At 42.9% G+C, this 25,618-nt stretch carries 21 protein-coding genes, 2 tRNA genes and 1 other annotated feature; of the genes, 6 read left to right on the forward strand and 17 right to left on the reverse strand.

Features of this window, described 5'->3' with window-relative positions; all coding sequences use genetic code 11:
* Positions 1-137: 137 nt before the first annotated feature.
* Positions 138-1,613: a spore germination protein gene (locus BN1691_RS09715; RefSeq protein ID WP_048602040.1), complete on the forward strand. Its 1,476-nt coding sequence runs from the start codon at positions 138-140 to the stop codon at positions 1,611-1,613.
* A gap of 61 nt (positions 1,614-1,674) precedes the next feature.
* The gene (locus BN1691_RS09720) at positions 1,675-3,282 is read left to right on the forward strand and encodes an S-layer homology domain-containing protein (protein WP_048602041.1); all 1,608 of its coding nucleotides are present in this window, start codon (positions 1,675-1,677) and stop codon (positions 3,280-3,282) included.
* On the opposite strand, the gene sat is transcribed toward BN1691_RS09720, so the two are convergent.
* The 7 genes from sat to BN1691_RS09755 all read right to left on the reverse strand — a co-directional run bounded on the left by sat (position 3,179) and on the right by BN1691_RS09755 (position 13,305).
* A complete protein-coding gene (gene sat / locus BN1691_RS09725; protein WP_076850170.1) occupies positions 3,179-4,432 on the reverse strand; it encodes a sulfate adenylyltransferase in 1,254 nt (417 codons plus the stop codon). The genes BN1691_RS09720 and sat overlap by 104 nt on opposite strands.
* The gene (locus BN1691_RS09730) at positions 4,425-5,120 is read right to left on the reverse strand and encodes a phosphoadenylyl-sulfate reductase (protein ID WP_315969545.1); all 696 of its coding nucleotides are present in this window, start codon (positions 5,118-5,120) and stop codon (positions 4,425-4,427) included. The genes sat and BN1691_RS09730 overlap by 8 nt, the downstream gene beginning before the upstream one ends.
* A gap of 147 nt (positions 5,121-5,267) precedes the next feature.
* Positions 5,268-6,215, reverse strand: coding sequence for a diacylglycerol/lipid kinase family protein (locus BN1691_RS09735; RefSeq protein ID WP_048602042.1), 948 nt, complete (start codon positions 6,213-6,215; stop codon positions 5,268-5,270).
* Positions 6,216-6,268: 53 nt separating this feature from the next.
* Positions 6,269-7,567 carry a UDP-N-acetylglucosamine 1-carboxyvinyltransferase gene (murA, locus tag BN1691_RS09740; protein ID WP_048602043.1) on the reverse strand — a complete coding sequence of 433 codons (1,299 nt, stop codon included), beginning with the start codon at positions 7,565-7,567 and terminating at the stop codon, positions 6,269-6,271.
* Positions 7,568-7,682: 115 nt separating this feature from the next.
* Complete coding sequence (gene selB / locus BN1691_RS09745) at positions 7,683-9,593, reverse strand: selenocysteine-specific translation elongation factor (RefSeq protein WP_048602044.1); 1,911 nt, start codon at positions 9,591-9,593, stop codon at positions 7,683-7,685.
* A gap of 129 nt (positions 9,594-9,722) precedes the next feature.
* Positions 9,723-11,555 (reverse strand): ABC transporter ATP-binding protein, encoded by a 1,833-nt coding sequence (locus BN1691_RS09750; RefSeq protein ID WP_048602045.1) that lies wholly within the window; start codon positions 11,553-11,555, stop codon positions 9,723-9,725.
* Positions 11,545-13,305 (reverse strand): ABC transporter transmembrane domain-containing protein, encoded by a 1,761-nt coding sequence (locus BN1691_RS09755; RefSeq protein ID WP_048602046.1) that lies wholly within the window; start codon positions 13,303-13,305, stop codon positions 11,545-11,547. The genes BN1691_RS09750 and BN1691_RS09755 overlap by 11 nt, the downstream gene beginning before the upstream one ends.
* Positions 13,306-13,764: 459 nt before the next feature.
* Between BN1691_RS09755 and BN1691_RS14425 the strand changes: the two genes are divergently transcribed.
* The 3 genes from BN1691_RS14425 (at position 13,765) to BN1691_RS09765 (ending at position 16,249) form a co-directional block, all read left to right on the forward strand.
* Positions 13,765-13,861: transfer RNA gene (locus BN1691_RS14425), tRNA-Sec, on the forward strand.
* 355 nt (positions 13,862-14,216) lie between these two features.
* Positions 14,217-14,960 (forward strand): YiiX/YebB-like N1pC/P60 family cysteine hydrolase, encoded by a 744-nt coding sequence (locus tag BN1691_RS09760; RefSeq protein ID WP_048602047.1) that lies wholly within the window; start codon positions 14,217-14,219, stop codon positions 14,958-14,960.
* 71 nt (positions 14,961-15,031) lie between these two features.
* A complete protein-coding gene (locus BN1691_RS09765; protein ID WP_048602048.1) occupies positions 15,032-16,249 on the forward strand; it encodes a hypothetical protein in 1,218 nt (405 codons plus the stop codon).
* Here BN1691_RS09765 and BN1691_RS09770 read toward each other — a convergent pair.
* The 5 genes from BN1691_RS09770 to BN1691_RS09790 form a co-directional block, all read right to left on the reverse strand.
* Positions 16,239-16,505, reverse strand: a complete 267-nt coding sequence (locus BN1691_RS09770) for a hypothetical protein (protein ID WP_048602049.1) — start codon at positions 16,503-16,505, stop codon at positions 16,239-16,241. The genes BN1691_RS09765 and BN1691_RS09770 overlap by 11 nt on opposite strands.
* A gap of 161 nt (positions 16,506-16,666) precedes the next feature.
* Positions 16,667-17,650: a cation diffusion facilitator family transporter gene (locus BN1691_RS09775; RefSeq protein WP_048602050.1), complete on the reverse strand. Its 984-nt coding sequence runs from the start codon at positions 17,648-17,650 to the stop codon at positions 16,667-16,669.
* A 142-nt stretch (positions 17,651-17,792) separates the two neighbouring features.
* A complete protein-coding gene (gene trpS / locus BN1691_RS09780) occupies positions 17,793-18,779 on the reverse strand; it encodes a tryptophan--tRNA ligase (RefSeq protein ID WP_048602051.1) in 987 nt (328 codons plus the stop codon).
* A 68-nt stretch (positions 18,780-18,847) separates the two neighbouring features.
* Positions 18,848-19,104 (reverse strand) — a binding site (T-box leader).
* 150 nt (positions 19,105-19,254) lie between these two features.
* Positions 19,255-19,329, reverse strand: a tRNA-Gly gene (locus BN1691_RS09785).
* 36 nt (positions 19,330-19,365) lie between these two features.
* Positions 19,366-20,076: a uracil-DNA glycosylase gene (locus tag BN1691_RS09790; protein ID WP_048602052.1), complete on the reverse strand. Its 711-nt coding sequence runs from the start codon at positions 20,074-20,076 to the stop codon at positions 19,366-19,368.
* A gap of 173 nt (positions 20,077-20,249) precedes the next feature.
* On the opposite strand from BN1691_RS09790, the gene BN1691_RS09795 reads away from it, so the two are divergent.
* Complete coding sequence (locus BN1691_RS09795) at positions 20,250-21,167, forward strand: DsbA family protein (RefSeq protein ID WP_048602053.1); 918 nt, start codon at positions 20,250-20,252, stop codon at positions 21,165-21,167.
* A gap of 162 nt (positions 21,168-21,329) precedes the next feature.
* Here BN1691_RS09795 and BN1691_RS14875 read toward each other — a convergent pair whose 3' ends face one another.
* The 5 genes from BN1691_RS14875 to BN1691_RS09820 form a co-directional block, all read right to left on the reverse strand.
* A complete protein-coding gene (locus BN1691_RS14875) occupies positions 21,330-22,355 on the reverse strand; it encodes an S-layer homology domain-containing protein (RefSeq protein WP_053083743.1) in 1,026 nt (341 codons plus the stop codon).
* A 62-nt stretch (positions 22,356-22,417) separates the two neighbouring features.
* Positions 22,418-23,125 (reverse strand): polysaccharide deacetylase family protein, encoded by a 708-nt coding sequence (locus BN1691_RS09805; RefSeq protein ID WP_053083744.1) that lies wholly within the window; start codon positions 23,123-23,125, stop codon positions 22,418-22,420.
* Between the two features lie 107 nt (positions 23,126-23,232).
* Positions 23,233-24,036 carry an undecaprenyl-diphosphate phosphatase gene (locus tag BN1691_RS09810; RefSeq protein WP_048602054.1) on the reverse strand — a complete coding sequence of 268 codons (804 nt, stop codon included), beginning with the start codon at positions 24,034-24,036 and terminating at the stop codon, positions 23,233-23,235.
* Between the two features lie 119 nt (positions 24,037-24,155).
* Positions 24,156-24,788, reverse strand: a complete 633-nt coding sequence (locus tag BN1691_RS09815; RefSeq protein ID WP_048602055.1) for a hypothetical protein — start codon at positions 24,786-24,788, stop codon at positions 24,156-24,158.
* Positions 24,772-25,599: a hypothetical protein gene (locus BN1691_RS09820; RefSeq protein ID WP_048602056.1), complete on the reverse strand. Its 828-nt coding sequence runs from the start codon at positions 25,597-25,599 to the stop codon at positions 24,772-24,774. The genes BN1691_RS09815 and BN1691_RS09820 overlap by 17 nt, the downstream gene beginning before the upstream one ends.
* Positions 25,600-25,618 lie beyond the last annotated feature (19 nt).

Raw genomic sequence — 25,618 nt, forward strand, 5'->3', positions numbered from 1 at the left:
GTGGATTCATTGGCTATATCGTGATCACAAATTATTTTTGCTCAATTCTGAAAGTTTATTGATGAAACCAGCGATGCCAGAATAACAAGTATAAAGTTGGGGAGAGTAATGATGAATCCTTGTTGGGAGGAATAACCATGGAACCGAATTTTACATGGAGCGAACCACTCCCGCTCTTCGCGAACCTAACGAAGAACGATCAATATATTCATCATGCTCTGGCCATTGAAAAAAGCTTTGATCTCATATATCGTTCCCTTTTCTACGCAGGCACTAAATTCTCGCTCTATTTTGTGGATGGCTTTGCAAAGGATGACTTGATGGTACAGATTCTTCGTCATCTTTCTTCATTAGAGCCAGAAGACTTACATCCCAATGCTATTACCAGTCTACTTGTAACAGAACTCAGCTATATTGAGCTTGAAGCTACTGGAAACATGGAGAAAATCCTCAATGCCATCTTATCTGGGCCGCTAGTGCTACTGGTGGATGGTTGTACCGAAGCACTCATTATTGATGCTCGTACTTATCCCGCTCGTAATCCAGATGAACCCGATATTGAACGGGTTGTCAGAGGAGCCCGTGATGGCTTCACGGAGACGTTAATCTTTAACACTGCACTAACACGTCGACGTCTTCGAGATCGCTCGTTACGCATGGAGTATATGCAGATTGGCGCCCGTTCCAAGACCGACATCTGTATTAGCTATCTAGAGGATGTAGCGGATACTCAATTAGTCCAACATTTAAAGGCGAAGTTAGAGGGGATTGAAATCGATGGTTTACCCATGGCGGAGAAGACATTAGAAGAGTTTCTCTTTAAGCATAATTGGAACCCATTCCCCCTTGTGCGCTATACGGAGCGACCTGATGTGGCTGCCATTCACCTTTTAGAAGGACATATTTTAATCTATACGGATACCTCACCCAGCGTGATGATTACGCCCACTACCCTTTTTCATCATGTACAGCATGCTGAGGAGTACCGACAGAAGCCCATTGTAGGTGCCTATCTTCGCTGGATTCGTTTTATCGGGATCTTCGCCTCCGTTTACCTGCTCCCACTCTGGTTTTTGGTGGCATTGGAGCCCTCTCTTCTCCCGGAAGCGTGGCGTTTTATCGGGCCAGAAAAATCAGGTGAGGTACCCCTTCTTCTCCAATTTTTATTAGCTGAGGTAGGCATCGACCTACTCAGAATGGCAGCTGTTCATACTCCCTCTCCGCTCGCGACTGCTTTAGGCTTAGTTGCGGCCATTATGATAGGACAGGTCGCCGTTGAGGTCGGGCTCTTCACCAATGAAGTCATCCTCTATGTGGCAGCTGCTGTCATCGGAACATTTGCAACGCCTAGCTATGAGCTAGGTCTTGCCAATCGTTTAGTCCGACTTACCCTTCTCATAGCAGTGGGCTTCTTCCATCTTGCTGGTTTTATCGGAGGCATTCTGTTCTGGTTTATTCTCTTGGCTTCCATGCGTTCCATGCATACTCCCTATCTGTGGCCCTTGCTCCCCTTTAATGGCAAAGCGCTCCTCGATATTCTGGTGCGATCACCGATGCCAGAAAAAGAGAAGCGCCCCCGAGTTATTGCTAAAGAGGATCGTAGCCGCATGTAGAAATTACCACTACATTCCCCCGACCTCCCCCTTTATCATGAAAGGTAAAGGGGGAGGAATTATGAATTGGAGAAGAAAAAGAGAACAGATACATAAGATCTTGATCATCATAACAATCTGTATCACACTAACACCGCTATTCAGCACTCCACAATGGATTCATGCATCCACTGAAACTGCTGATATGGTAACGATGATCTATTTATATGGTGGAAGTACCCAGCAATATATCCAACAAATTGAAGCGACACAAGGTACTGTGAACCAAGTCTTACCCAATTATTTTTCCATCGAATCAGGAGGAAAGGTAGTTGCTACCATCGACCCTTCCTTTGTCACAATGATGCATCAACGAGGAATAAAGGTGATTCCGTATGTGAGCAATCATTGGAGCCAAGAGAATGGTAGATTCGCTTTTCAAAACTGGCAAGAGACTGCTAGAGTCATTGCTGATCATGTGCTTCAATATGATCTTGATGGGGTCAATATCGATATTGAGAATCTACGTAAAGAAGATGCACAGAATCAAAATCTCTTCTTAGCAGAACTATCCAAATTGCTAAAGCCTCATCATAAACAGCTCTCCATTGCAGTAGCGGCAGCAACCAAAGCCAATCCCACAGGATGGCAAGGCCAATATGACTATGCTACCATCGGTTCAATCGTCGACTATGTGGTGATCATGGCTTATGACTATCATTATGAAGGTGGTGCACCTGGACCGGTAGCACCACTTCCCTGGGTAAAGGATTCGATCCACTATCTCAGCTCACAGATTCCCCATGAGAAGCTCGTACTTTCTCTACCATTCTATGGACGGAAGTGGGTAGACTTACAAGGTGGTCGTGGTATTGGTAATCTCGCTGTACAATCCTTAATTAAAAGCAAAGGGCTCACCCCTTCCTGGGATGAGCAGGCTGCAACACCATTCCTCAACTACCAAGATGGGGAGCAACTTGTCCAGATCTGGTATGAGAATGAACAATCCCTACAAGCGAAGCTAGATGCGGTTATGGATGCAGACTTAGCAGGTATTGCAGCTTGGCGATTAGGGCTTGAGGACCCGACCTTCTGGACACAGCTTCAGCAATTTCAGGCTCAAGCTAACGGATTAGTTGATATCAATGGACATTGGGCTGAAGCTGGGATATCGTCGATTACAAAAGCAGAAATCATGGAAGGGTATCCTGATCATCGTTTTCAACCGGATCGACCTTTAACAAGAGCTGAAGCAGTTACTTTATTTCAACGCCTTACTCAACAGAATATCCAAGAGAGTACTAAAAACCTGGTCAGAACCAATTCCTATGGAACGTTTAAGGATCTCTCCACTTCACATTGGGCGTATGAGCAAGTAATGTGGGCGCTCGCAACAAACCTTGTAATTGGCTACGAGGATGGATCCTTCCAACCGGATCAAGCTTTGACTCGTGCAGAATTCGCTGCTCTATTTGCACGGTTTCAGGGGAAAGATGAAGATTCCTTATTGATACAGGATCTACCTTATGGAGACTGCTTTCAACATTGGGCTCTTCCCTTTCTTAGCTATACTCAAAGTTTAGGGCTTATCCATGGATTTCCTGATGGCAATTTTCATCCTGATCAACCGATTTCCCGTGCTGAAGTGGCGACGATTCTAACTCGCTATTACATTGAGAATCCTGCTTAAATTTACTCTCTCCATCGGCGAGTAGGATGTGAGCTACCTCTGGACGAGAAAAGGTTTGGGGTAGCTCCTTTTTTTCCTTTAGCAGTTGGCGAACAGCAGTTCCTGATAATATGTGATGATGGCGAGAGTCATGGGGACAGGTCTTTGAAGTGGCCATTTGCCCACAGCTTTGACAAAAGAAACTGGCTTCAAAGCAAAGAGGGATAATCCCCAGCTCTTTTTCATATTCTTGGAGCAAGCGATGGGCAGCATAGGGATCATAATAATCACCAACACCAGCATGGTCACGTCCTACAATCAAATGGGTGCAGCCATAGTTTTTTCGAGCTAGTGCGTGGAGCATCGCTTCACGGGGCCCTGCATAATGCATATTGGCAGGAAAGAGAGAGAGAATGATACGCTCCTGTGGAAAGTAGTGCTCCACCATGGTTTCATAGCATTTCATGCGAATGGAGGCAGGTAGATCATCCGCTTTCGTCTCTCCAACAAGGGGATGAAGAAGTAATCCATCCACTGATTCTAATGCTACCTTCATCAGATATTCATGAGCACGATGAATAGGATTACGTGTTTGGAAGGCAACCATCGTTCGCCAATTTCGTTCCGCTTTCATCTCCTGAATCTCTGAAGGTGTGAAGTGATAGCCTGAAAAAGCATGTAGCATAGGCCGCCTTAATAATATGATGGATCCACCAATGTACAGCTCTGGCTGCTGGAAAAGTCTTTTTACACCAGGATGCTTCACATCAGTAGTGCCGTAGACTCGTTCCGCCTCACGCATTTTATTGGGGCGGTATTTTTCTTCTAATTGAAGAATAGCATAGACCTTCCCATTTTCATCAGCAATGGCGATGGGCTCTCCCACTTCTAGCCATTCGCCTAGCTCTGTAGTAATAGGCAATGTGATCGGAATCGGCCAGAGCTGACCATCTGCTAAACGCAGTTCCTCCACAACGGATTCGTAATCTTGTTGGTTCAAAAACCCAGTTAAGGGAGAGAATACGCCGGTTGCAATACACTCTAGCTCAACGAGCGTCCACCGCTTGACACGAAGCATCTTAAGATATGGAACCTGTTGATACCAATGCCATTGCTCCTCCTTTGATGCAATCCAATTACTCAATAAGTGCTTACCTCCTTTCCTAACCATGACCGTGTAACCCACATTCCGTCTTCTCATAGCCTGACCAGCGCCCTGCACGCAGATCCTCTCCTGCCTTAACTGGCCTAGTACAAAAAGAACAACCGATGCTAGGATAACCTTGGTCATGTAGCTGATGATATGGTAGGTCATGTTCTTTAATGTAGTTCCATAGTTGTGTTGTACTCCAGTCTGCCAATGGGTTTAACTTTACAAGCTGGAAGTTAGCATCCCACTCGATCTTCTTCGCATGACGTCGCGTCGGCGCTTGCTCACGTCGAATCCCTGTTATCCATGCTTTTTGATCAGCCAAATAGTTGCGCAGGGGTATTACCTTCCGTAGTGTACAGCATAGATTGGGATCATGTTCCCATAAGCGCTCACCATACTGTAACGCCTGTTCCTCCAAAGAGAGGGTAGAGGATAGGGTGATTAAAGAACGCCCAAGTCTTTCTTCCCATGCTTTTTTTAACACATGTGTCTCTTGAAAATGTAAACCTGTATCGAGGAAGAATATCGGAATCGTGGCTTCTAGTTGTGCGAGCATATGTAGAATCACCACATCCTCAGCGCCGAGACTATTCGCGCAGACTAAACCATCCTTAAAATGCTCCAATCCCCATTGAATAACCTCTTCAGCGAGGAACTCTTCTACCCCCTTCTCGATGAGTTGATCAAACATAACCTCAGACATCATGAGACTCTCTCCTTTCATTCAATACACTCTATGCAAGCTAGGCACTTGTGGTCACCAGATTCCAGTTAACAGAAATAAGCAAAATAAAAAAGCTGCTTAAAGCAGCTTGTAAAATCAACTAAAAAATGCTTCATTGAATCAATTAAATCAGTTCAATGTCATTGAAACTCTCTCTTCTTCATGCTGATGGAATGCATAAGCAAGTGATCGAGGACGTACCACTGTTAAAGCATTGCTTATACACTGGATATGAACAGCCTTACCATGTTTCACTTCACCATCGAGATGAAATACTTGCTCTTCAACTGATCGAATGTTGATAAGCTTACCGCGTAGATGGGAGACATAGGCAGTCAACTCAGTATGGGTTCCTTTATACACCTTGGGAAAAAAGAAGAGTAATTTCCATCTGGGGAGATCATGAATGATACAGAGATCTAACTCCCCATCATTAACCCGTGCTTGCGGGTTGATCATCATGCCACCACCCATAAAGGGATGATTGGAGACCGAGATGAACCAAGCATTGTGAATACGCACCTTTCTACCATCGATCTCGATTTCATACTCTCCTGGATGATATTTATAAATCGCCTGAAAAACTGCGATCAAATAAGAAAAGCGCCGTAACCATTTCTTCCATGGGGCACGATTAGCACACTGAACCACATAAGCATCGAAGCCCATCCCAAGCATGGAAGCAAAATGTCCTTGATCAGATAGACCAATATCAATCTTCTCCTCAAATGGATCATGGAGTAGTCCATCGATTAACCGCAATGGTTGATGATTGACACCAAGACCACGGGCAAAATCATTCCCTGAGCCTGCGGGGATCACAGCGAGAGGAATCGTGTATCCTGCACTGGCGATGGTCTCTACCACCTCCTGAATCGTTCCATCTCCCCCTAGAATCACAAGTAACTGAGCCTGTTGGCTCACAGCCTCGTGAACCAACTCCACCGTATGCTTAGGATATTGGGAAATTCCGTAGGAATAGGGGATCTTCTCATCCTGCAAATAGTGCTCAAGCTCTTGCCATACTCGGATACCTCTACGTCCTCCTGAGATGGGATTGATGATAAAGTAGATCATCTTGGTGTACTCCTCTCGTTTGCACAGCCTCTGAATAAGCTCCAAGGGGAAAATTACCGCGTTTGAATGAAGGAATCATCCAATCCTTCAAATTCTTCATCCTCAATCAAACGAATTGAGGCACCTAACTGCTGAAAGGTTGGAATAATCTCTGCATATCCTCGTTCAATGTGCTCGACGCCGAAGATGCGAGATGTTCCCTCTGCCATACAGGCAGCGATCATAAAGAGCATGCCCCCTCGTAAATCATAGGCTGTCACATCCCCACCTGTGAGAGGATGCCCACCCTGAATATACGCAGTTCCATTACGATGTAATACCTTTGCTCCCATATTTTTCAATTCTGAGATATGGCGAAATCGCTTTGGAAATACAGTATCCGTAATCAGACTTTTACCGTCTGAACGTAATAATAGCGCTGTAATTGGTTGTTGTAGATCGGTAGCAAACTGAGGATACATCCCTGTTTTAATTTGGGTTGCATGGTAGACTGACTCTGATCGTACCGTGATCTCATCAGCATTGACCTCGATTCGAGCACCGATCTCCTTGAGCTTTCCAAGAAAGGAATCGAGATGAGCAGGAATCACATTCCTGACTGTTACTTCCCCTCCTGTAGCTGCGCCTGCCACTAAGAATGTACCAGCAACTAAACGATCAGGAATGGCACCATGCTTGCAGCCATGCAAATGCTCCACACCTTCGATCCGGATCGTATCTGTACCGGCACCTGTGATCCGTGCTCCCATCTGATTCAACATGTTAGCAAGGCCGACAATTTCCGGATCCCGTGCAGCGTTACGTAACCAAGTTGTTCCCTTGGCTTTCACAGCAGCAAGTAACACATTCATAGTGGCACCAGATGTGATCACGTCAAAATAGATGGTTGCCCCTGTTAAAGAGTCGGCTTCGATTACATAATAGCCCCCCTCGATCCGGACATGGGCACCTAATGCTTCAAATCCTTTCATATGCTGGTCAATGGGACGAGAGCCAAAGTCATCGCCACCAGGCAAGCCGATTCGGACACGGCCAGTACGTGATAGTAGTGCACCAATGAAATAGTAAGAAGCACGATATGCGGAGGCATTCTCTTTTTCGATGGTACAATGCTCTGCGATCTTATCTGCAGCAATGGTGATTTGTTCATCATTACGCTCCCACGAAACATGGAGATCATCGAAAATTGAAAGAATCACATCCACATCAGAAATGGTGGGTATTTGCTGCAACATCACCGGTTCATCGGTAAGTATTGCTGCAGGAAGTAAGGCTAGAACATTATTTTTAGCACCAGGTATGTCAACAGTCCCCGATAAGGGTACAGGTCCATCAATCTCAAAATATCTCATCTCACACCTCCGCACGACATCACATTTCGTTCTACTAACCTTTAGTATGACTCACATAGGCAAGATTATCCATATTATCACCTTGAATGGTTCCAATTGTAATAGTAATTTTGACCTATTTTATCCAAAATCTTTCCTGCTCTCTTCGTCTTGTCCATCCCTCACGATCCAACCATTCCAACAGAGGTACTAGGTATTTACGTGAATAGGGTAAAATTCCCTTAGCATCTTGGAGCGTAAAAGAGGTAGGAAATGCAGAATGAAGCTTAAGACGAGCAGCTTCTAAGGCTTCTTCACTCACAATTAGATCATCATTAAGCCGTTGAACCAATCGCTGATCCAACAAGAAATAGGTCACCTCATCAATCAGCTCTTGCTTCCAGTTAAATGGCTGCCAATAGAGTGACCATGGACTTACTTCGATTCCTTGATCTTTCAGGTGATTAAGTACCTCATCAATCTGTTTCTTCAGATCTGATGTCAATTGTGGTTCAAAATCCCTTAGCGAAATTTTGTCATCTTTGATTTTTACTACAAGTTTTTCACATAAAATCTGTAAAAAGCCATCAAAAAAAGAGGTAAATTGATTAGGCAGGTTCAATTTATCCTTCAATGTTGCCTTGGAAATTCCTTGTCGTAAAGGGTATAGACGATGAAACCCACCTAATTGCTCTTCCATCATTCGTTGTAGTCGATCGCCATAGCTTGCAGCAGTCAGCCAAGGATTCGTAGAGCTATTTTTGTTATCCACCTTAACTACTAATTCCTCTTCGATAAGTTGTGCCAGTTGGCTCTGATACTCTTCATCGGATAATTGGATCTGCTTCACCAGTTCTGTAGATAGAATTGGACTTAATTCTTCCAATTTTACGAAGAGAAGCTGACTTGGATCTGCTTCACGTTTTCTTTGGATCTCAATGATCGTAGCTTCACCAAAGCGATGCTTGTCGGCATGTGGCTCAATCACTTGCCCTCCTCCGATGGTCGTCATAGGGGTAGGACGGCGAATGATAAAGTGATCATCTTTTTTTACAACCACTGGCTCTTCAAGTAGCAGTTGACAGAGTACCTCATCACCTGGACTCGCTTCATTACGGTCAAAAAAGATAAGATGGCCTAAACACTCCTGTGTCCCAGTATGAAAACGAACAAGACTTCGTTGCTTACTGGAAAAATCCAGGGTAGACAGAACATGAAGGCTGACATCGATCCGCTGAGTAGGAGTAAAGGCTTCCACTTCAGCGATCACATCTCCACGCTTGATCTCTTCCTTCTCCATGCCTCCCAAATTACACGCGGTGCGTTGCCCGGCAAAAGAACGCTTCGTTGGTTGATAATAGGATTGGAGTTGTTTAATCCGAACCTGCTTGCCTTGTGGCAATACTTCATAATTCTTACCTTCATCGATATATCCTTCATAGATGGTACCGGTCACTACAGTACCAACCCCTTTTACAGTAAACACACGATCGATAGGCATTCGTACAGGGCTATGAATATCCCGTAGGGGAATATTAGCCAACTGATCTGCAATGGTGGTTTTCAACTGATCAACGCCAGCACCGGTGAGACTATTGATCCGTAGGATGGGCGCACCATCAAGGAAGGAGTGCTCACAGAATGAACGAACATCCTCTTCCACCATGTACAGCCAATCTTCATCTACTAAATCCACCTTTGAAAGGACAATAATTCCTTTTTTCATACCTAATAATTGAAGAATCTCTACATGCTCGATGGTCTGGGGCATTACCCCTTCATCAGCGGCAATCACTAAAACGACCAGATCAATGCCTGCAACACCGGCAATCATCTGGCGGATAAATCGTTCATGTCCAGGCACATCAATGACGCCTACTGTTTCACCATTGGAGAGCTTTAATGGAGCATAGCCAACCTCAATGGTGATCGCGCGGCGCTTCTCTTCTGGTAGACGATCTGTATCACGATGAGTTAAAGCACGTGTTAGACTTGTTTTTCCATGATCGATATGACCTGCAATACCAATGGTATATGTAAATGACATGTCTTCAGCTCCTAGTTACAGTTCACCTTGTGCATATCAGTACTATAATACCATATTCGGTATAAAAAAACTTCCTGTCTAAAAGGAAGTTCTTGAACTACCATTTTAGCAGGAAGTCTTGTAATAATGCTAGCCTAAATTTACTTTTGGCTGTGCTTTTATCTCTGAAGTCTCCTCATGAATCCCTTGCTGCAGGACATACATCTTATAGTAATAGCCCTGCTGCTCTAGTAAGCTTTGGTGCGTACCCTGTTCAACAATCTCACCTTGATGAAGAACGAGAATCTGATCGGCATCTTGAATGGTAGAAAGGCGATGGGCGATGGCGATGGTAGTACGTCCACGTCGCATTTTCTCCAGAGCTGCTTGAATCGCTTCCTCAGTCTCTGTATCTACACTGGCTGTAGCTTCGTCGAGTACGAGCACCTTCGGATCCATCACCATGGTTCTAGCAAAGGAGAGCAATTGCCGTTGACCACTAGAAAAAGTAGAACCGCGCTCAGCAACAGGATGCTCATAGCCCTTCTCGAGCTGTTCAATAAAATGATGTGCCTGCACAAAATGAGCAGCCTCCTTTACCTCTTCATCACTAATCTCCTTATGATGGAGGCGAATATTAAACTTCACATCTCCAACAAAGAGGAAGGGATCCTGTAACACCAAGCCGATTTTATTCCGAAGCTCCTCATCCTTGTAGTTCGTTAGTGGTACGCCATCAATGAGGATTTCCCCTTGCTCGATGGGATAAAAACGCATAAGCAGATTGATAATGGAGCTCTTTCCACTCCCTGTATGTCCTACGAGAGCAACAGTCTCTCCTGGCTTTGCTGTAAAGGAAATATTTTTTAGAACTGGTGTCACACCATCATAGGAGAAGGTGACATCCTTAAATTGGATCTCTCCTTTTGTAATGATGGGATTCGCCTCAGGGTCGCCTTCTTGCTGTGGTGCCATCTCTGTCTCATCCATGAGCCCAAATACCCGACTTCCGGCAACGAATGCTTGCTGAAATACAGATAAACGGAAGGCCATATTAATAATGGGCTCATATAAGCGATTAAGATAGTTAATAAAGACATAGAGAACACCGATCTCAAATGGTCCAAGCATCGCTCGCCATCCAAAGAATGAGAGTAAGAGAATCAGAGTAAGTAATTGAGCCAGTTCTACTGCGGGACGAAGTAATAAGGCATTGAGCCGAATAATTCGGATCATTGCACGGTAATGCTCATCATTGATGCCACCAAACTCCTGTTGCATCCGTTTCTCTTGCCTAAATGCCTGAATCATATACATCCCTTGTAGGGACTCGTTTAACTTCGCATTTAATTGACTCAACTTTTTTCTACTTTGATGATAGAGCTTCGTACTAATGCGTCGGTAAAACGCCATGATGGCAACGATAACCGGAATAAAGATGATGGTTACCAATGCTAAGCGAACATCGAGGTAAAACATGGCGAGGAAGGTCATGACGATAAAGATGAACCCCTGCACATAAACAGAGAGAACACTGACATAGAAGTCCTTAATCGCTTCGGTATCATTGGTAATCCGTGAAACAAGACTCCCTCCTGGCGTTTTATCAAAGAAACGCAATCCCAGATATTGAACCTTACCAAATACGTCATTTCGTAAACGATGAATAATCCACATGGCGATTTTCTGGAACGAGAATATTTGATAATAGAGAAGCGTTACTGAAATCAGGTGAAGCGCTAAAAATCCACTGGCCAAGAACACAAGCTCTTGCCACGGAAAGATTCTAGGCGTTAGATAATCATCGATAAAGATCTTGATTAGGATGGGACCTAACACATCGGCAGCTGTTCCCAAAAGAAGCGCAATGAAGGCCCATAGCAATTGTTTTTTATAAAGAACGGCATAGCCAAGAAGACGCTTCAATACCTGTGAGCTTGCTACCTTCTCTTCACCATACAGTTCCTCATCATCATAATTCATTGGCAGCCCTCCTCCCTTCTAGACTGGCTTCCATCTGTTGACTTCGGTACGTGATTGCATACCATCCATTGGCAGCCATTAACTGTTCATGAGTACCCCGTTCGATGATTCTTCCTTGATCTAGGACTAAAATTAGCTCTGCATGTTGTATGGCGCTTAAGCGATGAGCGGAGATCAAGGTGGTTTTTCCTTCACGATTATTGCGAAGCTCGCGCAAGATATGCTCCTCCGTCTTCGCATCAACAGCAGATAGAGAATCATCAAGAATTAAGATCTCAGGATTGAGTAAAACAGCCCGTGCAATGGAGATCCGTTGCTTTTGACCACCAGAGAGGGTGATTCCCCGTTCTCCAACCAACGTTTCGTAGCCTTGATGAAATTTACTAATTTCCTCATGAACAGCAGCGATTTTTGCTGCGTTAATAATCTCTTCCCGTGAAGCATCCACTTTTGCAAAAGCAATATTCTCCGCAATGGTTGCAGTGAAGAGAAAATGATCTTGCGGTACATAGCCGATGGATCCCCGTAATGCATCTAGCGTATATGCATCAATGGGGTGGTCACCAATGGAAATCTGCCCTTCCATCCCTTCAAATTCACGAAGTAATAAGCGGAGTAAGGTTGTTTTCCCACTTCCTGTTTTTCCTACAATACCTAGCGTAGCACCCTGCGATAATTGAAAGTGAATCTCTTCGAGAGTGGGACGGTTAGCCGTAGGGTACTGATAGTGTTGAATCTCGTAGCAAATATTCCCTGCAGGAGGCCGAGCGAATGCCCCTTCTTGATTCACAATATCTGCAGGTACTGCTAATAAGCTACTTACACGATCATAGGAAGCTCTACCACGTTCAAGAACATTAAAGAGATAGCCAAAGGCTAACATGGGCCAAATCAGCTGTCCCAGATACATGGTAAACTGTGTCAGCTCGCCAATGGTCATCTGGTCTTGGTAGACAAAATAACCACCAATAGCCACAGCAAGGAAAAAAGAAAAACCAACGATCAATAAGATGGATGGATCAAATAAGGCTTCGATTTTGGCAACACGGAGATTCTTCCTTACCACATCATCAGATTGCTGCTGGAATGTCTCCTTTTCCGCCTCTTCTTGACCAAAAGCTTTGATCACACGCATTCCGGAGATATTCTCTTGTACCTTATCATTTAATGCAGAAAAGGCTTCTTGAGCGTCGTGAAAACGTTCATGAAGGAGCTTCCCAAAATAGCGCTCCACCATGATTAAAAATGGCATCGGCAATAAAACCAGGAGTGTAAGCTTCCAGTTTAATACTGCCATCACACCGATCACTAAGCTTCCCAGTGTAATCGAATCAACTAAAGTCAAAATTCCATCGCCTGCTGCACCTTGAATCGCATAGATATCATTGGTGGAGTGAGCCATGAGGTCGCCGATCCTTCGCTCTTGGAAAAACTTCGGTGACATCTTGGTAAAATGCTGATAGAGACGATTTCGCAAGAGACGTCCTAAACGAATGGAAGATCCAAAAATATTCAACCGCCAAGAGAATTGAAAGAGATAGATGAATCCTCCAGTAAGAAGCATCAATCCGATCCATTTCCCAAGGATATGCCATGTCAATGTCTGATACTCAATATGATCGATGATCTGACGGACCACATAGGGCGGAAAGAGCTGAAGAATGGCCACAAGTACAAGGAAAAGGATTCCCAAGAGATAGGCTTTCTTCTCCATCCGGAAAAACCATAATAGCTGACGAAAAATTTGCATAAAATCACCTCATTGTTACGTCATAGACAGTAAAGTATTCATAATCCCCCGTAATATTTTCACATAATACCCCTCCATAACCCCCAAAAAAGGGAATAAAAAACCACAGGTGGAAAGACGCTCGTTGAACGACACCTGTGGAATGAAGTCTTATTGGACAAATAGACGAAGAACATTATTACGAAAACAAAAGAATAATGACCTTGTCCTCCAATAAACGCAGGTTGTGTTTCAACATGGATATTCGTTGAAATAATAGTGAATCATTCAACATTACATCACGCTTACTTACTCGAATCATGGCACACAACCCCCTTTCCGTTTCATTTATCATGATATACTTCGATATTATAGTATGGGAGCCACATTTTGTAAACCCATTATCCAAAATTTTTTGTCTTTTTACATTGGTTCAATTCTATTGTATACTAGTAGAGGTATAAGTGAATGGCACTACATGGGGGCGGATGGGGTTCTGGTGTCCCTCCTGGTCTTCAAAACCATGTGCGACGCCCGTGCGGCGTTGGGTGGGTTCGATTCCCACACGCTCCCGCCAGATTATCTGCCAATTTTCGTTTACTCGTCAACAAATCTAAATTATCATAAAAATATTACATAATTAGCCAGTATGGTATATTTTTTAATTACGATAAAAAGGTTCTCTTGCGTCTATGCAAGAGAACCTTTTTTAATTTTCCAACTATACATCACCTTACAATGTTGAACTATTTAATGGTTAATTTTAACTGTTTGTATTTTAATGGCAGGAAAAGGTATATTTAACATTTAATATATCTATTCGAGCGGCCGCTACTATTTTTTTTCAAGAGGTGATCGATTAATCAATAACCTTTACAGCTAGTTGGACATTAGAGCAGTTCTAAAAAAATACCTTATAAAGGAGATTCAATATGAAAATGAAAAAGTGGATTGCTGGTACAGCAATGGCTTTAGCCATTACTTTTGTTTTCCCCCTCTTTTCCAATGCCCAGGGCTTAAATGTTATGCCTCAAGGTCATCCTCAACATGATCAAGCTTTCTCCATGAAGGAAATGGAAGTGATTAAACAACGGTATATTCAAGATCTTGCGATCATCGAAGATGCTGAACTGCTCTACCTTCAAGATCAGCAAGAGCTTGCAGAGGCAATCAAAAATAATACAGCTACAAAAACATGGGCTAAGTTCGAAACCCTAAATAACATCGAAACATCAAGCTCTCGCCTTGGTACAGTAGGTGACATTCTTGTTGCCTATAACTATCGTTGGGGTAACCTCAATGTTGCTTTCGTTGGTCATGCTGCCATCGTAAGCAATAATAATGCGCGGACTGTAGAGTCCTTTCCAAAGACCGGTGTGCAATACTTCACCAATGACTGGAAAGCAAAATCCAAAGTTTACGGCCTTTGGGTAAAGGGCGCTACCACAACAAAATATAAAAATGCTGCATCCTATGCACAAAACCAAATCGGTAAAAAATACAACTGGAACTTCGTCAATAAATTCGCCACAGATAAATTCTATTGCTCACAATTAGTATGGCGTGCTTGGTACAATCAAGGAATTAATGTAGATTACATTAAGGTGGATACCATTGTAACGCCCATGGAGCTTGCGAAGTCGAATAATACGACGATCTTTTATCACCGCGGTTAAAGTAGCATCGGAAGGGAAGATGGGATCTTCCCTTCCTTCCATTTTTAAATATTGAAAAGGAGCTTGAGCGTATGATGAACTGGAAATCGTTCCTGATTAGCATCATTGGAATCGTAGCGATTATTACCACCATCTACATATATAAGCAACCAACCTCAGATTCAGATCAACAAACGAATTCATCCTTGTCATCATCAAAAACACATAACCTTGAACAGCTTCATTGGAAGGAAGCAAAATACCTGGTGGTTCATTCCAATATCCTCGATGAAGGCTTTACGATTGAAGCCTATGGGGATCATGGTAAACTGCTTGATGATATCTCAGTGGATCTTGGGCAAAAAATCGATCATCTTATTCAAATAAAAGATACTCTCTTTCTAGTCTCTGAAAGAAAAAATCTTCATTTTGAAATTAATCATGCTGGTGAAGTTAGCACATTTTCTGCAATGCCCGAAAAATATGAAAAGGATTCCACCTATGGTGCAACCCTTCTCAGGGAACGAGGTAATTATCTCTTCTATACCGTCAATGTGGGGATTGGAAATGAGCATTCTCCTAATTTGTATGGCAATGAGTTATTCTATAAACGGCTCGATGAGGATAATTTCAAACATCTAATGGTAGAAGGATATATCAACTGGGTTGATGTACAGGATCAGCTCGCATATGTAGGCTATGAAAACCCAGATCAACAAAAGATAGGAGTTTATCTCCTTGATCTCCAAAATAATCGTATTCTCCAAGAGAATATCATCGATAATATCATCGATAAAACCAATGAAGAGCTAGGCAATCGTTACTATCCAACAACCACAACCCTATACCAAGGATCCATTCTTATGACCATGGTCAATGGCTATGCTGATCCCAATATTCCTTCATATGTATATATCATTAATCCTAAGACTGGAGCTTTACTAGAAAAGCTCCCCCTACCTGACCGATTTTTTCCTATACAAGCGGAGATAAATCATGATAAGCTTTACATTTTTAGTTCAACAGGTGCGTTCCTCGTCATGAATGAAAGATACATCGTTGCAAATGAGCTCCGACTCGAATGGGATCAGCAATTTCAAAATGATTTTTATAATCAAGAAGGGGTAATCAGTAGTATCCAATTGACTGAAAATGAGATCTACGTACTCTATCAATTTATTAATCAATCTCCTGAAAATCAACGAAAAGAAATCCATATCTACGACTTAACAAATGGAAAGCGGAAGCAAACCCTACCCATCACCAACGATAATCATTATGAAATTTCTCGTCTTTTTCTCATTGATTAGAGCCTGTTAACTCTTCTTGAGCTGCTGTAGCTTCCAATTGAATTTGCTGAGTAAGTTGCTCCAGCCTTGCTTTTATAAAACGCTGATTTTCAATGATTCTTGCTAATGCAAAGAAAATGGTTGGAAAAATAAAAGCTGCGAGTAGTACAAACCAGGATGGTACAGAAAAGCCAACAATGACCCCACCGATTAAAAATATCAAGCCACTTGCGATTAAAACCTTTTCAAGAGCCTCTGGCTTTTCATGACGATTCATTATATCCTCTCCTTATTTCAGTATGATTGGACTGTGTCACTAAGATAACCTTATTATACCATTTGATGGTTTTATTTCTATCATTAAGAAAAGGGGCTGTCCAGAAGGTCAGTGCAAGCTGACTTTAGGACGCCCCGTTTCGTTGTAATTCGTATCCATTTTTAAAATTCTGTTTCAGCATGCTGTAGATGAGATTTTTCAACCTGAATCGTTGTATGCTGAATCTTACAATGTTCCTCAATTCGATGAATTGCTTCCTGCAGAACAACCTGCTCATCTACATCATCATCCACTAGCAGATGACAGCTTAATGAGTCCATTCCTGAGGTAATCGTCCAGCAATGGAGATCGTGAACATTATGCACACCAGGTATGGCTAAGAGTAATTGAACGACCTGCTCCATTTCAATTGATGATGGAGTCCCTTCCAGTAGAATATGGACGGTTTCATACACCAGTCCCCATGCACTGCGAAAGATAAGGACAGCAACGACAATACTAATAATGGGATCGGCCCAATACCATTGAAAGAGCATGATGGCTAAGCCAGCAAGGATTGCACCAACAGATCCAAGAGCATCACTCAGTACATGTAAATATGCACCACGAAGATTCACATTTTCCTTTACGTCACCCATACGATGCATCACAGTCGCACTAAGTAGGTTGGCCACCAGTCCGATCGCTGCAATGACCATCATCATCCCTCCTGCCACTTCAGGAGGTGCAAAGAGACGTTTCCATGCTTCCCAAATAATAATACCAGTAATTAAGAACAATGTTGCACCATTAAAAAGTGCAGCCAATATTTCAAAGCGATATAAACCATAGGTCTTATCAGGAGATGGTGGTCTCGTAGCAAGACGAAATGCAACGAGACTCAGGGCTAGCGATCCAGCATCAGAAAACATATGTCCTGCATCAGATAGAAGCGCTAAACTATTGGTCAACCAACCACCAATAACTTCAACAATGAGAATAAAAGATGTAATGCCTAAGGCGATCCGTAAGCTTTTCTGATTCATTGAGCGGTGATGAGCATGTCCATGATGATGGGAATGCCCATGCTGGTGTTCATGAACATGTTCATGCATATGATCGTGATCATGGGATCTATTCTCTATCTCATGATTATCATTCTGCATTGAAATCCCCCCCTTTCAGCTGAATGAACACTCAGCTTACTTCTGCTCAACTGCCTCAAGTAGAATTAAGGTGAGTATACTCGTACACTGCTGAGATAATTGTTTGGAATCAATGAGTTGAGATATCTTAATGCATACAAAGCTATTTTCGTGCGAGTCCCATTACCTCGTTTACTCGTTGCATGGTTTTCGCTGCCACCTCATGGGCTTTAATCGCACCGGCATCGAGAACTTCATCGATATAATTACTTTGAATATATTCATGATATTTCTCTTGTAAGGGACGTAATAATTCAACAACTGCTTCCCCTACATCTTGTTTAAATTGACCATAACCTTTTCCTTCATACTCTGCTTCAATCTTAGCAACATTTTTCCCAGTGCAGATAGAAAGAATGGAGATCAGGTTAGAGATACCTGGCTTATTTTCTTTGTCAAAGCGAATCTGCGTATCCGAATCAGTGGTAGCCCGTTTCATCTTCTTAATAATTTGATCAGGTTCATCCAAGACAAAAATTGTTGCATTCTGATTGGGATCCGATTTACTCATTTTCTTCGTAGGCTCTTGTAAGGACATGATTCGAGCACCCACTTGAGCAGCATGAATATCTGGGATGGTGAAAACTTCACCAAAACGATTATTGAATCGTTCTGCTAGATTACGCGTCAATTCAATATGTTGCTTTTGATCGTCTCCCACAGGTACATAATCTGCCTGATAGAGAAGAATATCTGCTGCCATCAAAGGTGGATAGGTCAATAATCCAGCAGGAATGGATTCGCCACGGCCTGCAATCTTATCCTTATACTGTGTCATACGTTCCAATTCACCGACATAGGAGATGGAGGTCATAACCCATCCTAGCAGTGCATGCTCTGGAACCTCCGATTGCACAAAGAGTGTCGCTTTGGCTGGATCAATGCCTGCTGCTAAGTAGAGTGCAGCAAGATTACGGGTGTTTTGTCGAAGTATAGCTGGATCTTGTGGTACAGTAATGGCATGCTGATTTACGATACAGTAGAAGCATTGATGTTCTTCTTGAAGTGGAACAAAGCGACGAATTGCACCAAGATAATTCCCGAGTGTAATGGTTCCACTTGGCTGAACTCCTGAAAAAATAACAGACATAATCTACTCCTCCTTCGATTAAAAACAATTACAGATTTCTAAAACAATACAAAAAGACCCATCGCCGCAAAAGGGACGATGGGACCGTGGTGCCACCCTTGTTATTCTGCTATGAATGTCGAACATACTTATCCAACATCAATAGCTAAGAATCACTTTTCCTGATCTAACGGGCAGGTCCGCTGAAGCCTACTGAGTTCACGTCGTTCTACGGTTCGGTTCAGAGCTCGAAAGTCCATTCCATGCTGTTCACCTGCTTGTTTTCACCAGACACAAGCTCTCTACAAGGTTGGCTGCATGTACTACTCTTTCTCATCGCAAACAAATTATAAGTATTATTTATTATATCCACATTATAGCGAGTTAACCTCGATGATACAAGTGGAGAAAAAATAAAGGATACTTGGTAATAATGAACCCCCACCTGAAAGGTGAGGGTTATGTATCGATACCAATAAATATATTTAGAATAATTTGGAGCGGATAGCGGGGTTCGAACCCGTACTTTTGGCTTGGGAAGCCAACGTGCTACCATTGACACCATATCCGCAATTGAACGGTTACATTATTCTATTTTAACCATTCTTTAAAAAGATGCAAGTCTTTTTTCTACAGTTTCTCTTGGGGGTAATTGCCAATCGATTTCTTGGATACCATGAGTTCTTAGAAATGCGTTGGTTTTTGAGAATGGTTTACTGCCAAAAAAGCCACGATGAGCAGCAAAAGGACTAGGATGAGCAGATTGAATTACATAATGGTGCTCCGTATTAATCAAGTTAATTTTTTCTTGCGCATTCCTACCCCATAAGATAAAAACAACAGGCTCATCTCTTTGGTTCAGACAGCGAATCACTTGATCGGTGAAAATCTCCCAGCCTTGACCATGATGTGAGTTTGCTTGTGACTGACGGACTGTTAGAACAGTATTTAACAATAATATCCCTTGTTCAGCCCAAGGTATTAAACAGCCATGATCAGGCATGGTACAATCGAGATCATCATGGAGTTCCTTAAAAATATTTTGTAAGGAAGGTGGCGCCTTCACCCCTGGTTGAACTGAGAAGCTTAATCCATGGGCTTGTCCTGGTCCATGATAAGGATCCTGTCCGATGATGACTACTTTCGTATCATGATATGAGGTTAGGTGTAAAGCAGCGAAAATATCGTACATATTGGGATACACAATATGTCCACGATACTCCTCAATGAGGAATTGACGTAAGCGTTGATAATATGGTTTTGTAAATTCTGCTTCTAATAATGGCGCCCAATCATTTTTAAGAATTGCTTTATTCATTTGGAGCTTCCCCTCCACTATCCATATATCTTTGTATCTATCGTACCACTTTTCGCTAACATCTCAAGTTGGTCACAAAACTTACCTAAATCATCAAACTTGCTTAGGCAGAAGTAATGGATGTAAACTATTGGCAGGTTTACTAAACAATAGACGATAGAGGAGGAGATGAATTGAAGCAAAAAAATAGCTGGACATGTGACGTGACTACTGGGGAATGTAGCACATCAGAACATGAAGTGGAAGTAATCAAGCTACAGGAAATGCCTTCTAAGATAAAGATTCTTTATTACACCGATCCCATTTGTTCGGCCTGCTGGGGACTAGAACCCTACCTTCGTCGTTTAGAGGTAGAATATGGGGGTTTTTTTGATATGGAATACCGAATGGGTGGCCTCTTACCTAGTTGGGAGGGGTTTATGGATGCTGCCAATGGCATTGGGAAACCAGCAGATGTAGCTACCCATTGGGAAGAGCTCGGTCAAGCAACGGGTATGCCCATCGACGGAGGCGTTTGGCTAGAGAATCCTCTCCACTCTTCCTTTCCCCCTTCCCTTGCCTATCTCGCTGCAAGGAATCAAAGTGTAGAATTAGCGCAACGCTATCTCCGACGGCTTCGGGAAATGGTCTTTCTGGAGAAACGAAATATCGCAGAGGAGGAAACCATTTACGAAGCAGCACGACAAATTGGCTTGAACATGGAACGATTTCAGCAAGACTTTCACCATCCAGATACCGCTGAGCGCTTTCAGACAGAACGTCGCGAAGGTGCACGCTTTGGCGTCCGTGGCTTCCCGTCGCTTCTCTTCTTCTCTGCAGCAGGAGATGGCTTAAAGGTAACTGGAATTCAGTCCTTTTCCACATATGTCAATGCACTTTCTCAGGTATTAGGAAGAGATGTAGAGCCAAAATTTGAGCAAGGACCCATTACCTACTGGCTTCAACACTATCCATTACTAGCTAGCAAAGAGATCGCTGAACTCCAGCATCGCTCTATCTCTGACGTGGAAGCAGAGCTTCATGCCCTTGCTGTTGAAGGGAAGGTCCAGGTCCATCCTGTGAATGAAGGATATTATTGGTCATTACAATAATGATACAGCAATTTGGATATTTGACTATCCAGAGTTGAAATAATAAAAACAATGGGAAGCATTAAAACAAAAGAGGAACCGGAAACGTATCTTCACATTTCTAGTTCCTCTTTCTCATTCATTTTCTTATTGGAATATCATGATTTATCTATCAATTTAAACCTACGGTAGCACCGTCACTTCCACCTGCTGCATACCAAAATTCATTAATTGTTGGTGGGAAGCTTCGATGTAAATATCCACCCGATTCCCTTTAATTGCACCACCACGATCACTGGCAATTCCATAAAAGCCAACCTTCGGTAGTAGTGGTGACACATACCCGCTGACAAAGACCCTGGAGCCCAAGGGAATCACATTGGGGTCCACGGCGATGATGCCTGAATGTAGGTTGGAGCCCATAGCATCCAGAGAACCCCAGGGACCATTACTTTCAGACGATGGGCCATAGGCTGTGGCCACCATCTGATAGGTGTGAGGTACCTTCTCTTGATTCGAAGACATCATATGATTTACAGTGCCATCTTGTGAATTTAATAACATTCGTTCAAACAAAGTTGCCATTTCTGCACGATCAATCTTCTCCTGCGGGATGAACAGGGTTGTATAAAGATTGGTCAACAGACCTTGATTCACAGCATACGCCACATAGGGGCGTGCCCACGAACTAATACTTCCTTGATCATCAAAGGCTTGTAATACAAAGTTAACTTGCTGTGGCGTTAAAGCCAGTGCTGCCGTCTCCTGCTGCTCAATTCGAACCAATAAGGTGATAAACTCTTCCCTCGTTAATGCACGGTAAGGGTAGAATAAGCCATCGCCATCCCCTTTCATGGTTCCAATTTTAGAGGCCTTCATAATAGGCGAATAAAACCATTGATTCTCCTGTACATCAAAATAATAGATTGGACCATTTTTATGGTATAATCCGGTAACCGGCTGCACCAACGATGTTATGCGATTACTCACCGTTGCAATTTCCGCACGTGATAATTGCTCATTGGGTTCAAAGATGCCTCCGCCCATCCCTACTAGTACGCCATCCTCTGTCAATTCCTGAATGCTATTGTAGGCCCAGTGTCGGGTATCCACATCTTGATATGTAGTTCCTGCAGCTAGAACTGGAAAAGATGTGTTTACCATGACGAAAATAAATGTCAGCAATCCTGCGGCATATTTTCGAATCATAGCAAAACTCCTTTCTTTGTATTCCTATTGTAACGGAAAATGTCAAAGAAAGGAGCATGCAATTAATGGTTATTCAACAACTGGGGAATCGTGACAAAACGGTACCCTTCTGCTTTTAAATCCAATATTAATGAGTCCAATGCAGATAGTAAGGCCTGTTGATTGAGGCCTCCATCATGGAAAAGAATGATATCACCAGGTTTTACCTTTCCTTGCACACTTTTTGCAATAACCTCAGCCGTGCGCTTTAATGACCAATCCTTGGGGTCTACAGACCAAAAGATCAGTAATTGTCCTTCTGCCTCAACTGCTTGCAGCACCTGGTGGGTAATCACACCATTGGGTGGTCGATAGTAGCGTACGGGCTTACCCGTAATACGTTGGATCACCTGGTTCGTGCGCTGTATCTCCCTTTGAATATGTTCCTTACTCAAATTCTCTAATTGAAGATGATGATAGCCATGATTTCCGATTTCATGCCCCTGTTGTTGAACCTCTCGAACAATGGCTGGATAGCGTTCTGCTTGGCTCCCTAACATAAAAAATGTAGCCGGCACTTGGTGAAACTGCAGTCGCTGTAAAATTTGGGGTGTATACGTAGGGTCTGGTCCATCATCAAAGGTGATAGCCACCACCTTTTGCTCCGTATTACTACGAAAAATCGGTTCATGGAGTGCATGGACCGATAGTGTAAGGAGCATCATAATAACAGTGGTGGAGATGAGTATCCAACGTATTCGATTAAACCCCGCTTGATTTGGATTCCACACTACCTCCCACCCCTTTCTAAAGGAGCATAGAGCGTGCTTCCAGCCAACGGAGCTAAATCTCCGTACAAATAGTATATAAAGAACAAAAAGCCCTGATACGAGGGAACTTAACCCAAGAAGAATTGGTAAAGAAGCACAGCACCACCAACAGCAACACAGTAATAGGTAAAGTAAGCAAGTTTGCCCCGTTCCAGAATTCCCATGAACCAGCGGATGGCGAAAATCGCTGAGACGAATGCAACAAGAAAAGCAAGTCCATAGTTCAAGACCATGGCACCAGTCATCTGCTCCATCACTTCATCTGCTTTCAAAATCATGGTGCCAAGACTCACAGGAATGGCGAGAAAGAAAGAGTAACGAATGGCGAGCCCTTTGTCTAAACGTCGATAGAGCGCAGCAAATAATGTGGACCCTGAGCGACTAATACCAGGGATTAAGGCAATCACCTGAAATAAGCCCACCCAAATTGCATCCCATACATTCAACTGGCGACGATGCCCATCAATTTTGGCGATTGCATACAGTGCTAATCCAGTAATAACCAAGGAAACAGCAACGGTAGTTAAACCTTTTAGATGAGTTTCAATCACATCTGCAAAGAGCAAGCCGAAGACAGCTGCAGGAATCGTCCCCAAGATAAGAAACCAACCAAAGAGAAACATTTCCCGATCCTCTGTATTACGTTTAACCAGATAGCGAAAAAATCCTATGATTAAATTAAGTAAGTCCCGCCAAAAGACAACTAAGAGCGCTAAGAAAGTAGCAAAGTTTAGAAAAACTTCAAAAGCAAGTCCAGGGATATGAATATCAAATAGCTTTTCCACAATCACGAGGTGTCCACTACTAGAGATGGGTAACCATTCTGTAATTCCTTGTACAAGTCCTAATAGAACATAAATCAGCCAATCCATAATTGCGTACCCCTTTTTTCTTTTTATCTAACGTTGAATATACTAGTCCATACCTATGTCCATTGCCATGCTTATAGACGTAAATAACCGAAAAATGTTACACAAGAAGTAGTCTCCCACTAATTTAGGACATAGTCAATACCTACTTCAGGCAATACTTCAATGATGCGGTGATTAATCAGGATGAAGGTGAGAAGAGTAAAGTAATAGCCCATGCGGAAGAGAAAATAATAGATAAGAAGATTTGGATTATAGATTTCCTCAAAAGTGAACATATCCAAGAAGAAAAGGCTGGGAAGATAGAACGCATATAGAAAGAAGAGCAAAGGACGAATTTTTGAACTTTCTGTAAGAATCATCTTCCTTCCTTGATAGCGATTTCGCTTACCTATACTACGAAAAACGATGGCGTAACCAATCAAATTAATCCCTGGAATCATAAGAAGTGCTGCAATAACAGGGTGTAGCTTGGATTCACCTTCTCTTCGATAAAAACGAAACAGCAAAAATGTCCAGACAATCAGTCCCACATGTAGGAAAGGAAACAGTCCTGAAGAAAAGAGGTACGCAAATGTATCCCATTGATAAATTGCATCGAGATAGAAATCTTCATCTGCAGTAAAAACCACCGTTGAAAGAAGCTGAACGATTTCCGCCAATAAGGTTGCCCCAATCATGATCTCACAGATATGACCAATTTGAATCACCCGACGTTTACGGGAATGGGAAGACACCTTATCTTGATTTTGCATCGCTGTTCTCACCTCGCAGATATTCCAAGAATTCTAGTGCCTCTTCTAAATTGGCAACAGGCACAAGCTCAACCTGCAACCCATACTCTTCTACAATGGCCTCTGCCTCTTCCTGATTACTGATTCCTTCATATAAATAATAATAGCTTCCTTTATCACGAGGAATGAAAAAATAATCCACACCACTTGCTTCTGCACTCCATATTTTTTGCCTCATCCCACCGATGGAACCTACCTCATGATTGTTTTCCATGGTACCGGTGCCTGCTATCTTATAACGACCACCTTGAGAAAAATCAAGTCCCTTCCACTCTTCAATGAGACCTAGGGCGACCATTAAACCTAAGGAATCACCATAATATTCTGCAGTACCATGTAGTAGCTCGTCATAGACAGCTTGGGCTTCATCGGGGATTGGCTGTGTTAGCTCTTGTGCAATGGAGAACGCATTCTCTAGCGTTGTAAGGCGTGAGAACTCCCCTTCCTCCATCATCACCATCTCTTCCTCTTCTGGAGTCATGGCTAATTCAAAAAAATCTACCTTTTCCTCACCATACTCTTCCAAGATATCCTCCGCATCGATCAACAGATAGGTATAGCCACTGTTTACATAGGTCATATAAAGAGAGCTATCTAGTCCAAATTCCTGTAGTGAGACAATCTCACCTGGCAACACATACTCTGAGTAATAGGGCTGTGAATAGTGATAAGCGTAGAACGTAGGAAGTATTAAAAGAAAAAGAGCCACTAGCCATTCACGACCCCAATGTCCTAGCTGTGGCGCTGTTTGCTTTCCTGTATGATGCATCATGTACGTTTCACCCCATTAT

The organism is Rubeoparvulum massiliense, assembly GCF_001049895.1.
GTDB lineage: Bacteria > Bacillota > Bacilli > Rubeoparvulales > Rubeoparvulaceae > Rubeoparvulum > Rubeoparvulum massiliense.

What these genes read in the sequence shown, in the direction of transcription:
- BN1691_RS09715 (WP_048602040.1), top strand. Translation starts at nt 138, where the DNA reads ATGGAACCGAATTTTACATGGAGCGAACCACTCCCGCTCTTCGCGAAC.
- BN1691_RS09720 (WP_048602041.1), top strand. Translation starts at nt 1,675, where the DNA reads ATGAATTGGAGAAGAAAAAGAGAACAGATACATAAGATCTTGATCATC.
- sat (WP_076850170.1), bottom strand. Translation starts at nt 4,432, where the DNA reads ATGGTTAGGAAAGGAGGTAAGCACTTATTGAGTAATTGGATTGCATCA.
- BN1691_RS09730 (WP_315969545.1), bottom strand. Translation starts at nt 5,120, where the DNA reads ATGATGTCTGAGGTTATGTTTGATCAACTCATCGAGAAGGGGGTAGAA.
- BN1691_RS09735 (WP_048602042.1), bottom strand. Translation starts at nt 6,215, where the DNA reads ATGATCTACTTTATCATCAATCCCATCTCAGGAGGACGTAGAGGTATC.
- murA (WP_048602043.1), bottom strand. Translation starts at nt 7,567, where the DNA reads ATGAGATATTTTGAGATTGATGGACCTGTACCCTTATCGGGGACTGTT.
- selB (WP_048602044.1), bottom strand. Translation starts at nt 9,593, where the DNA reads ATGTCATTTACATATACCATTGGTATTGCAGGTCATATCGATCATGGA.
- BN1691_RS09750 (WP_048602045.1), bottom strand. Translation starts at nt 11,555, where the DNA reads ATGAATTATGATGATGAGGAACTGTATGGTGAAGAGAAGGTAGCAAGC.
- BN1691_RS09755 (WP_048602046.1), bottom strand. Translation starts at nt 13,305, where the DNA reads ATGCAAATTTTTCGTCAGCTATTATGGTTTTTCCGGATGGAGAAGAAA.
- BN1691_RS09760 (WP_048602047.1), top strand. Translation starts at nt 14,217, where the DNA reads ATGAAAATGAAAAAGTGGATTGCTGGTACAGCAATGGCTTTAGCCATT.
- BN1691_RS09765 (WP_048602048.1), top strand. Translation starts at nt 15,032, where the DNA reads ATGATGAACTGGAAATCGTTCCTGATTAGCATCATTGGAATCGTAGCG.
- BN1691_RS09770 (WP_048602049.1), bottom strand. Translation starts at nt 16,505, where the DNA reads ATGAATCGTCATGAAAAGCCAGAGGCTCTTGAAAAGGTTTTAATCGCA.
- BN1691_RS09775 (WP_048602050.1), bottom strand. Translation starts at nt 17,650, where the DNA reads ATGCAGAATGATAATCATGAGATAGAGAATAGATCCCATGATCACGAT.
- trpS (WP_048602051.1), bottom strand. Translation starts at nt 18,779, where the DNA reads ATGTCTGTTATTTTTTCAGGAGTTCAGCCAAGTGGAACCATTACACTC.
- BN1691_RS09790 (WP_048602052.1), bottom strand. Translation starts at nt 20,076, where the DNA reads ATGAATAAAGCAATTCTTAAAAATGATTGGGCGCCATTATTAGAAGCA.
- BN1691_RS14875 (WP_053083743.1), bottom strand. Translation starts at nt 22,355, where the DNA reads ATGATTCGAAAATATGCCGCAGGATTGCTGACATTTATTTTCGTCATG.
- BN1691_RS09810 (WP_048602054.1), bottom strand. Translation starts at nt 24,036, where the DNA reads ATGGATTGGCTGATTTATGTTCTATTAGGACTTGTACAAGGAATTACA.
- BN1691_RS09815 (WP_048602055.1), bottom strand. Translation starts at nt 24,788, where the DNA reads ATGCAAAATCAAGATAAGGTGTCTTCCCATTCCCGTAAACGTCGGGTG.
- BN1691_RS09820 (WP_048602056.1), bottom strand. Translation starts at nt 25,599, where the DNA reads ATGATGCATCATACAGGAAAGCAAACAGCGCCACAGCTAGGACATTGG.